Source organism: Mesorhizobium sp. M1E.F.Ca.ET.063.01.1.1 (assembly GCF_003998155.1).
GTDB lineage: Bacteria > Pseudomonadota > Alphaproteobacteria > Rhizobiales > Rhizobiaceae > Mesorhizobium.
In genome coordinates this window covers 1-9,891 of the sequence record NZ_RZSC01000162.1, presented here as the reverse complement: position 1 = coordinate 9,891, position 9,891 = coordinate 1, and the positions used below count along the sequence as shown (strand labels likewise).

The window sequence follows — 9,891 nt, the reverse complement described above, 5'->3', positions numbered from 1 at the left end:
ATGCCGAAGCGCTGGCGGCCAGCGCTTCGGCATAGCGCTCGCCGCCGACGATCAGCTGGGCGCCGTAGCCGCGGATGCGCTCGAGCTTCGCCGGCGGCAATCATGGCGCGGCGGTTGGCTATGCCGCCATGATTGCCGCCGGAGGCGGCGACGACGCCTGCTTCCGGCACCTGCCGCTCGAGCAGATTGGTGAAGGCGCCGCGCGCCTTGAACGAGCCGGAATGCTGCAGGCATTCGAGCTTCAGGTCGACCGGAAAGGCCGGCCGGCCGAAATCCGCCATGTCGACGCGCATCACCGGCGTGTGGCGCACATAAGGGCGAATGCGCGGCTCCACGGCGGCAATGCGTTCGCGTGTGATCGTCCCTTTGTCCAATGGGCTTGTGTTCAGCATGCGCGGCTCCCTGGGGTTGACTTCAATTAGTAACTTAGCAAAATGGCTAAATGCAAGAGGTCGATATTTTCAAGGCGATCGCCAACGAGCGCCGGCTGCAAATCCTCGATTGGCTGAAGGACCCACGCGCGCATTTCCCGCGCCAGGCCGATGGCGATCTGGTGCAGGACGGTGTCTGCGCCCTGCTGATCGCCGAAAAGCTCGGCATCACACAGGCGACGCTCAGCGAGCATATGCGCGTCTTGACGCAGGCCGGCCTGCTCAGCGCCAAGCGCACCAGGCAGTGGATTTTCTATCGCCGCGACGAGGACAGGATCGCCGAAGCCAAGGCGCTCATTCTGCGAAAAATCTAGTGCGTTTCACCGTTTCACGGAAACGGCGAACCGCTTTATCTCTTTGTTTTCACGCAATTCCGGGCGGAAGGCTACGGCGAAGTCGCCGAGCCTAACCGTTACACACTTTTCCTGGATTGCTCTAGCGGCTCGCGGCTACGTCAGCCAATCCGGGATCGAATCGAGCCCGATCAGCTCCTCATAGGTCTGGCGCGGCCGCACGACGTGGAAACGGTCGCCGTCGACCAGCACTTCGGGCACCAGGAGCCGGGTGTTGTAGGTGCCGGCCTGCACCGCGCCATAGGCGCCGGCGGTAGCGACGGCGATGAGATCGCCGGCCTTCAACCTGGGCAGGTCGCGGTCGTGTCCGAGATAGTCGCCGGTCTCACAAACCTGGCCGACCACGTCGACCTTCATGCGCGGCGTTGCGGCCGGCGGCTGCACCACCGGCTTGATGTCGTGGAATGCGTCATAGAGCGTCGGCCTGATCAGGTCGTTCATGGCGGCGTCGACGACGAGGAAGTTCTTGGCGTCGCCTTCCTTCACGAAGATCACCTCGGAGACCAGGATGCCGGCATTGCCGACGATCAGTCGGCCAGGCTCGAACATCACCTTCAGGCCGAGCTTGGTGACGTGCTTGCGCACGATCTCGGCATAGGCATCGGGCAGCGGCGGCGGGCTGTTGTCGACGCGGTAAGGGATGCCGAGACCGCCGCCAAGATCGACATGCTCGATCCTATGCCCATCGGCGCGCAGCGTTCCGACCAGTTCCACCAGCAGCGCAAAGGCGTCGTCGAAGGGCTGCAACTCGGTGATCTGGCTGCCGATATGGGTGTCGATACCGGTCACCCTGATGCCGGGCAGCTCGGCCGCGCGGGCATAGACCTGGCGTGCCCGCTGCCAGGGAATGCCGAACTTGTTCTCCGCCTTGCCGGTCGAGATCTTCTTGTGGGTCTTGGCGTCGACATCGGGATTGATGCGCAGTGAAATCGGCGCCACCTTGCCGAGCGCGGTCGCGCGCTGAGAAAGCAATTCCAGCTCCGGCTCGGACTCGACGTTGAAGCAGAGGATGCCGGCGGCGAGCGCGAAGTCCATCTCGCGCGCGGTCTTGCCGACGCCCGAAAACAGGATCTTGTCGGCCGGGATGCCGGCGGCCAAGGCGCGGCGCAATTCGCCTTCCGACACCACGTCGGCGCCGGCGCCTTGCCTGGCCAGCGTCTTCAGCACGGCCTGGTTGGAGTTCGCCTTCATGGCGTAGCAGACGAGTGCGTCGAGGTCGCTGAAAGCCTCCTTGAAGACGCGAAAATGCCTGGTCAGCGTCGCGGTCGAATAGCAGTAGAAGGGCGTGCCGACCTGCCTGGCGATGTCGGGGATTGCGACGTCCTCGGCGTGAAGCACGCCGTCGCGGTAATCGAAATGGTTCACGTGCGGTGGTTCCGAAATTGGAGCACGATGAGATCGGACGATCTCATCGGCTCTAGAGCAAAGGATCGAGAATGAACTTCTTGTCCTTGACCGGTTTCTCCGGCTCCGGCGGCAGCGGCTGTTTCGCCTTCTCCGCATCCTTGCGCGCCTGCACGGCCGCCTCGTAAGGCGTGTCGAGGCCGGTCCTTCGGCCGCAGGCCGTGACGGCAACCATCGCCGCGAGCAGCGCGAGCGTCACCAAAATCCTGCTTCCGGTCATCGATCCATCCGTCCGAAACTGTTTGCGTGCTGCGCTTTTATCCGAGTTTTCGGCGTATTGCATCCCGGCATTACGCCTTGGCGAGCCGCTTTTTCCAATAGCGGATCTGCTTCTTCACCTCGGACGGCGCGGTGCCGCCGAAACTTGTGCGGCTCTTCACCGAATTCTGCACCGCAAGCACCGAGAAGATGCCGTCGGTGATGCCGGGATGGATCGACTGCAAGTCCTTCAGCGACAGCTTCTCCAGGCTGACCTTCTTGTCCTCGGCCAGCGCCACGGCGCGGCCAGTGACATGGTGGGCCTCGCGGAAGGGGAGGCCCAGATTGCGAACCAGCCAGTCGGCAAGGTCGGTGGCGGTGGCATGGCCGGCGCCGGCGGCTTTCTTCATGGCCGCTGCGTTCACGGTCATGTCGCGCACCATGCCGGTGGTCGCGGCCAGCATCAGGTCGAGCGTCTCGGCGGCGTCGAAGACCGATTCCTTGTCTTCCTGCATGTCCTTGCCGTAGGTCAGCGGCATGCCCTTCATGACGGTCAGCAGGCCGACGAGATGGCCGTTGATGCGGCCGGTCTTGCCGCGCACCAGTTCGGCGGCGTCGGGGTTCTTCTTCTGCGGCATGATCGAGGAGCCGGTGGAGAACGAATCCGAGAGCCGGATGAAGCCGAATTGCGGGGTCGACCAGATGATGATCTCCTCGGCGAGCCGCGACAGATGCGTGCCGCAGATCGCGGCGATCGAGAGGAACTCGAGCGCGAAGTCGCGGTCCGACACGCTGTCGAGGGAATTGCGCATCGGCTCGCGGAAGCCGAGAGCCTTGGCCGTCATGTGACGGTCGATGCCGAAGCTGGTGCCGGCAAGAGCGGCGGCGCCCAGCGGGCTTTCGTCCATCCGCTCGATGGCATCGCGGACGCGCGAGAGGTCGCGACCGAACATCTCGACATAGGCCATGCAATGGTGCCCGAAGGTCACCGGCTGCGCGGCCTGCATATGGGTGAAGCCGGGCATCACCGTCGCGGCGTGCTCCTCGGCGCGCTCCAGGAAAGCGGCGATCAGGCCCTTCAGCGCCTCAGCGACGCGCTGGCATTCTTCCTTGACCCACAGCCTGAGGTCGACGGCCACCTGGTCGTTGCGCGAGCGGGCGGTGTGCAGGCGCCCCGCAGCCGAGCCGATCAGGTCGGCAAGCCGCGCCTCGACATTCATGTGGATGTCTTCCAGCCGGGTCGAGAATTCGAACTTGCCGGCCTCGATCTCTTTCAGAACCGTGTTCAGCCCGTGAGCGATTTTTTCTTGATCGGCGGCCGAAATAATGCCCGTTTGCGCCAGCATCTCGCTATGGGCGATCGATCCGCGGATGTCCTGCGCATAGAGTTTGCGGTCGAAGGAGATCGACGCGTTGATCGCTTCCATGATCGCGGCCGGACCCGAGGCAAAACGTCCGCCCCACATCTGGTTGCTGGCCTTCTTGTCGCTCATCGCTATAACCCGTGCTCCGGAACAGTTTTTGAAAAATGGCAGACGGAAATAGATTCTTCCCGGCCCCGCGCCTCATCCTCGCCGCCCTGGCGGCGGGCGTCTTGGCCGGCGCGGTCGCGGTATATGTCAGCGAGAGCAGTTCTGGCAACAACGCCCCGTCTCAGTCCGCGGCAGCCGACGGCAAGGACGATGTCGCCTGCAAGGCCAAGGCCGAGCGGGCCAGGCAGGTCGCGGCGAAGGCCGTGGGCCAGGTCGCCGCGCTGCAGCCGGCCGATCCGCCGCAATCGATGAAGAGCCTTGCCTTCAACGGTCCCGACGGCAAGCCGATGACGATCGCCGATCATGCCGGCAAGACGGTGCTGCTCAATCTCTGGGCGACCTGGTGCGCGCCCTGCCGTGCCGAAATGCCGGCGCTCGATGCGCTGCAGAAGGAGAAGGGCAGCAACACCTTCGAGGTTGTCGCGGTCAATGTCGATACCGGCGACGACGCCAAGCCGAAGAAATTCCTCAAGGAGATCGGCGTCGAGACGCTCGGCTACTACCGGGATGCGACCATGGGCCTGTTCAATGAGGCCAAGACACGCGGACTGGCGCTGGGCTTGCCGGTGACGATGCTGATCGACGGCGAAGGCTGCCTGATCGCGCATATGAACGGCCCGGCCGAATGGTCGAGCGCCGACGCCAAGCGGCTGGTGGAAGCGGCGCTCGGGCCGTGAACGCCAAAGCGCGGATGCGATTTAGCGCGATGCTCACCCCAAACGGACGGTGACGATCAGTGCCTCATGGTCGGAACTCGGGCTGCCGTCGGGCAGCACCGCCGGCAGGGTGGCCGGAGCGCTTGCCGCAAGGCCGCGCGTGAAGAACCAGTCGATGCGGCCGATCGGCGTCGGGTCTCCCGCCGCTCGCCGCTGGGTCGGCCGGTCGAGCGTGTTGGCGTCGCGCCAGCCATAGCCGCGCTCGGCAAACACCTGGAACAACGGTTCGTGGCGTTCGACCTTGATCAGCCGGTCGGGTTCGGCCGCGATCCTGGCGCGCCATGCGACCGGGTCGTCGTGACGCTCTTCATGGCTGGCGGTCAGCGTGTTGAAGTCGCCGCCGATCAGCACAGGCGCTTCCGCGTCGTATCTGTCGATGGCATCGAGGAGATGGCGTATCTGGTCGGCCCGGCCGGCGGGATCGGTGCGGTTTTCGAGATGCACGGAAACGATTGTCACCCGGCGCTCGCCGACCAGCACCTGGCCGCCGATCGCCATCCGCCCGCCGATGCGCGGCTGGCCGCGCTCCGGCCGGAACCAGCCGCCGGCGGCATCCAGCCGAATGAGGAACGGCCGCAGCAGCGGCACTGCGCTGGTCACGGCATTGCCGTGGAAGCCTTCGGTATTCTCGGCTTTGCCGGCTGCCGTCCGCTCCGTTTCATTGCCGGCGCCCAGCTCGACGAACTCGACGCCATAGGCGAAGGCATGGCCGAGCCGGTCGGCAAGCCGGCTCAGCGGATGACCGTTGCCGGTGCGTGCCATGCCCTTGTCGACCTCCGACAGCAGGACGACGTCCGGCGCCTGGCCGGCGATCATTACGGCAATCGCTTCGACATGGCGAAGCCGCTCGACGTTCCAGGCCATCACGGTCAGGCTCTCGCCGGCGCTGCCCCGGGATGTCCTGCCGCCGATCTCGATCTCGCCGAGCGCCGGAATGGCGGCCGCGTGGCGCAGGTGGGTGGCGCTGTCGCGCGGACCTTCCCGCATCGCCTGGCGTTCGGCGATCGGGACATGGGTCAATTGCGCGACAAGCATGTCATTCGTCCAATTCAGCTGGCGTCCAAATTTAGCCGGTTAATCACGGGCGGCCTTTACGCCACTTTTTGGCGCTCTAGCTTCCTAGACCGCCGATATGACGTTTTCATGCCGGCACCACCGCCGAAGGGGAGGAGAGACCGGCTGTCCACAGGGCCCAACCTACCAGTCCGGGGGCCACAACAGAACTGTCACATACCTTCTCTAAGAGAGCGGCAGGGACTTGCGCCAAACCTTGTCAAACTGCCACTCAAGAGGGAAAAACCATGACGATCATCAAGCGGGGCCTCGCTGCCCTTGCCGCAGGCGCGCTCAGCGCCGCGTTCGCGGCGCCTGCCTTTGCAGAGCCGGTCAAATTCGACTTCTGGTTCGGCCTGTCGGGCGATCTCGCCCGCGTCGTCGACACGCTGTGCAAGAACTTCAACGCCTCGCAGTCCGACTATGAAGTGGTCTGCACCAGCCAGGGCAACTACGACGCCACGCTGCAGAACACCATCGCCGCCTTCCGCGCCGGCAAGCAGCCCACTGTCGTCCAGGTCTATGACGTCGGCACCGCCACCATGATGCTGTCGGGCGCCTACAAGCCGGCCGACAAGCTGATGGAAGAGAACGGCTACAAGATCGACTACAGCGACTATTTCCCCGGCATCGCCCGCTACTACGCGACCTCGAAGGGCGAGATGCTGTCCTTCCCGTTCAACTCGTCGACGGCGCTGATGTACTGGAACAAGGACGCCTTCGCCAAGATCGGCAAGACCGAGGCGCCGAAGACCTGGGAAGATGTCGGCGCCGACCTCAAGGCACTGAAGGACGCCGGCTACGATTGCCCGATGGCGATCAACATCTCCGGCAACGAAAGCTGGCAGTTGATGGAGCAGTTCTCGGCCATCCACAACCAGCCGATCGCCAGCAAGAACAACGGCTATGACGGCCTCGACGCCCGCCTGGAAATGAACAAGACCAAGTTCGTCCAGTACGTCACCGACTTGAAGAAGTGGTACGACGACGGCCTGATCAAGATCAAGTCGAAGGACCTCGGCCAGGATATGGTGCAGGCCTTCGCCACCGGCACCTGCCAGGTCATCATGACCTCGGTCGGCGACCACGGCACGGTCGGCAAGACCCAGAAGGAAGGCATGAACTGGGATGTCGCCGAGCTGCCGGTCTATGCCGGCACCGAGCGCAAGAACTCGCTGGTCGGCGGCGCTTCGCTGTGGGTGCTCTCCGGCAAGTCGGACGCCGAATACAAGGGCGCGGCCGCCTTCCTCAACTTCATCCACGACCCCAAGACCGCTTTGTTCTGGTCGACCAACACCGGCTATATCCCGGTGACCAAGTCGGGCTTCGAATACATGAAGGCAAGCGGCTTCTACGACAAGGCGCCTTACAAGGGCCGTGAAGTGGCAATCGCCAGCCTGACCGCCTCGGAGCCGACCGAAATCACCCGCGGTATCCGCCTCGGCAACTTCACCCAGATCCGCGCCGAGTTCGGCACGCAGATGCAGGCGATCTTCGCCAACAAGGAAAGCGTGCAGGACGGCATCGACGCGCTGGTCAAGAACGGCGACGCCATCCTCGACCGCTTCCAGCAGACCTATCCCAACAAGACGCTGCCCTGATTTCCTACGCAGCCATGGCCGTCCGCCGAGAATCGACGGGCGGCCGTTTCACATCTAGTTTGTTCGCGGAAGGCGGGCTGGCGGTTTAACGGCGTCGGCGGATCGATGGAAAAACGCGTCACTTTCGGCAGATGGACGATCGGCATCCTGTTCGCGGTGCCGCAGCTCCTGCTGATCTTCACCTTCTTCTATTGGCCGGCCGGCCAGGCGGTCTACTGGTCGCTGACGCTGCAGCAGCCCTGGGGCGGCGGCAACATCTGGGTCGGGCTCGACAATTTCCGCTCGATCCTCGCCAACGCCGACTACTGGAACTCGATCACCGCCAGCCTTGTCTTCGCCGGCATCAGCACCGGTCTTGCGATGGTCATCGCGCTGGTGCTCGCCACGCTGACCGACCGCCAGCTTGCCGGCTCACGTCTTTACCGTGTCGTGCTGATCTGGCCCTACGGCATCGCAGCACCGGCGCTGGCGCTGGCGTTCCGCTTCATCCTGGCGCCGGAAGCCGGCTTCATGGCCGCCGTCAACAAGTTCTGGCCGGGCTTTTGGGATCCCGGCCTCAACGGCGCCGACGCCATGGCCTCCGTCATCATCGCCTTCTCGTGGAAATATGTCGGCTACAACTTCATCTTCTTCCTCGCCGCGCTGCAGGCGATCCCGCGCTCGCTGATCGAGGCGGCGGCGATGGACGGCTCGGGCGTCGTCCGCCGCTTCTGGGACATCCAGTTCCCGCTGATCACGCCGACGATCTTCTTCCTCCTGGTCATCAACATCACCGAAAGCTTTCAGGATTCCTTCGGCATCGTCGACATCATGACCGCCGGCGGCCCGGCGAACGCCACCAACCTGATGGTCTACAAGATCTATTCCGACGGCTTCAGAGGCCTCGACTACTCAGGCGCGGCCGCGCAGAGCATCATCCTGATGCTGCTCATCATCGTGCTGACCATCGTCCAGTTCCGCTTCATCGAGCGGCGCGTGCATTATCGCTGAGGCGGCCATGGTCGAGCGTACCCCTATCCTCAACTTCTTCACGCATCTGATTTTGTTCGTCGGCTTCGTTTTCTGCGTGGCGCCGTTCGTCATCGTGGCGATCGCCGCCTCGCACAATCTGAAGGACGTCAACGACGTGCCGATGTCGCTGCTGCCGGGCAGCGACTTCTGGGTCAACATCAAGACGGCCTGGACGACGGCCGGCCTCGGCCCGAAGCTCTTCAACAGCTTCATCATGGCGGCGGGCGTCGCCGCCGGCAAAGTGATCATCTCGGCGCTGACCGCCTTCTCGATCGTCTATTTCCGCTATCCCGGGCGGACGCTGATCTTCTGGCTGATCTTCGTCACGCTGATGCTGCCGCTCGAGGTGCGCATCGTGCCGACCTACGCGGTGGTCGCCAACGTGCTGTCGCCCTATCAGGCGATCATGGACGTCACCGGGCTCTCCTGGCTGATCGAGAAGGTGTCCGGCGTTCAGGTCTCGCTCAGCCTCGGATTGCTCAATTCCTACACGGGCCTGATCATGCCGTTGATCGCCACCGCTACCGGCACCTTCCTCTACCGCCAGTTCTTCCTGACGGTGCCCGACGAACTGACGGAGGCCGCGCGCATGGACGGCGCCGGCGCGCTGCGCTTCTTCATCGATATCCTCTTGCCGCTGTCGCGCAACAACATGGCGGCGCTCGGCACCATCATGTTCCTGTGGGCCTGGAACCAGTATCTGTGGCCGCTACTCATCACCACGGATCAGTCGCACGCGACGGCGGTGACGGAACTCAAGCAGCTCATCCCCAATGTCGGCGGTGCGCCGGAATGGCATATCGCCATGGCCGGCACGCTGATCGTCATGCTGCCGCCGCTGATCGTCGTGGTGCTGATGCAGCGTTGGTTCGTGCGCGGCCTGATCGCCACGGAAAAATAAGGAGACGGACAATGGCCTCCATCACCATCCGCGATGTCCGGAAAAGCTACGCCAAGATGCAGGTCGTGCACGGCGTCGATCTCGACATCAAATCCGGCGAATTCGTCGTCATCCTCGGGCCGTCGGGCTGCGGCAAGTCCACGCTGCTGCGCATGATCGCGGGGCTGGAGGAGATTTCCGACGGCACGATCGCCATCGACGGCACGGTCGTCAACAAGCTCGAGCCGCGCGAGCGCGGCTGCGCCATGGTGTTCCAGAACTACGCGCTCTATCCGCATATGAGCGTGGCCCAGAATATCGGCTATTCGCTGAAGGTGGCCGGTGTTCCGGCGGCGGAACGAACCCGGCGCATCCAGGCCGTCGCCCGCATCCTGGAGCTCGAGCATCTGCTCGACCGCAAGCCGACGGCGCTTTCCGGCGGCCAGCGCCAGCGCGTCGCCATGGGCCGCGCCATGATCCGCGAGCCGAAGGTCTTCCTCTTCGACGAACCGCTCTCCAACCTCGACGCCAAGCTGCGCGTGCAGATGCGTTCGGAAATCCGCAAGCTGCATCGGCGCCTCAACGCCACGTCCGTTTTCGTCACCCATGACCAGGTCGAGGCGATGACGCTTGCCGACCGGCTGGTGGTGATGAATGGCGGCCGCGTCGAGCATGTTCATGGCCGGCGCGCCGACGAAGGTCGCCACGAAGC

The 9,891-nt window shown here is 64.0% G+C and carries 10 protein-coding genes and 1 pseudogene; 6 read left to right on the top strand and 5 right to left on the bottom strand.

Annotated elements, in window-relative coordinates; translation table 11 throughout:
* Window positions 1–392 (bottom strand): annotated as a pseudogene (locus EOA29_RS14220) (pyridoxal-phosphate dependent enzyme); the annotation flags it as partial.
* Window positions 393–442: 50 nt separating this feature from the next.
* Between EOA29_RS14220 and EOA29_RS14215 the strand changes: the two are divergent.
* Window positions 443–745 carry a metalloregulator ArsR/SmtB family transcription factor gene (locus tag EOA29_RS14215; protein ID WP_126091705.1) on the top strand — a complete coding sequence of 101 codons (303 nt, stop codon included), beginning with the start codon at window positions 443–445 and terminating at the stop codon, window positions 743–745.
* Window positions 746–880: 135 nt separating this feature from the next.
* Here EOA29_RS14215 and lysA read toward each other — a convergent pair whose 3' ends face one another.
* The 3 genes from lysA to argH form a co-directional block, all read right to left on the bottom strand.
* Window positions 881–2,149: a diaminopimelate decarboxylase gene (gene lysA / locus EOA29_RS14210; RefSeq protein ID WP_126091706.1), complete on the bottom strand. Its 1,269-nt coding sequence runs from the start codon at window positions 2,147–2,149 to the stop codon at window positions 881–883.
* A 52-nt stretch (window positions 2,150–2,201) separates the two neighbouring features.
* Entirely contained in the window at window positions 2,202–2,408 is a 207-nt protein-coding gene (locus EOA29_RS14205) for a hypothetical protein (protein ID WP_126091707.1), read from the bottom strand.
* Between the two features lie 70 nt (window positions 2,409–2,478).
* The gene (argH, locus tag EOA29_RS14200) at window positions 2,479–3,879 is read right to left on the bottom strand and encodes an argininosuccinate lyase (RefSeq protein ID WP_126091708.1); all 1,401 of its coding nucleotides are present in this window, start codon (window positions 3,877–3,879) and stop codon (window positions 2,479–2,481) included.
* A gap of 35 nt (window positions 3,880–3,914) precedes the next feature.
* Between argH and EOA29_RS14195 the strand changes: the two genes are divergently transcribed.
* Window positions 3,915–4,595 (top strand): TlpA disulfide reductase family protein, encoded by a 681-nt coding sequence (locus EOA29_RS14195; RefSeq protein WP_126091709.1) that lies wholly within the window; start codon window positions 3,915–3,917, stop codon window positions 4,593–4,595.
* 33 nt (window positions 4,596–4,628) lie between these two features.
* Here EOA29_RS14195 and EOA29_RS14190 read toward each other — a convergent pair whose 3' ends face one another.
* Window positions 4,629–5,669 (bottom strand): endonuclease/exonuclease/phosphatase family protein, encoded by a 1,041-nt coding sequence (locus EOA29_RS14190; RefSeq protein WP_126091710.1) that lies wholly within the window; start codon window positions 5,667–5,669, stop codon window positions 4,629–4,631.
* A 266-nt stretch (window positions 5,670–5,935) separates the two neighbouring features.
* Here EOA29_RS14190 and EOA29_RS14185 point away from each other — a divergent pair, with 266 nt between their 5' ends.
* The 4 genes from EOA29_RS14185 to EOA29_RS14170 form a co-directional block, all read left to right on the top strand.
* A complete protein-coding gene (locus EOA29_RS14185; protein ID WP_126091711.1) occupies window positions 5,936–7,288 on the top strand; it encodes an extracellular solute-binding protein in 1,353 nt (450 codons plus the stop codon).
* Between the two features lie 105 nt (window positions 7,289–7,393).
* Window positions 7,394–8,278: an ABC transporter permease subunit gene (locus tag EOA29_RS14180; RefSeq protein ID WP_126091712.1), complete on the top strand. Its 885-nt coding sequence runs from the start codon at window positions 7,394–7,396 to the stop codon at window positions 8,276–8,278.
* Between the two features lie 7 nt (window positions 8,279–8,285).
* On the top strand, window positions 8,286–9,200 hold the full coding sequence (locus EOA29_RS14175; RefSeq protein ID WP_126091713.1) for an ABC transporter permease subunit: 915 nt from the start codon (window positions 8,286–8,288) through the stop codon (window positions 9,198–9,200).
* 11 nt (window positions 9,201–9,211) lie between these two features.
* On the top strand, window positions 9,212–9,891 hold a 680-nt coding region (locus tag EOA29_RS14170; protein WP_127221043.1), incomplete at its 3' end, for an ATP-binding cassette domain-containing protein.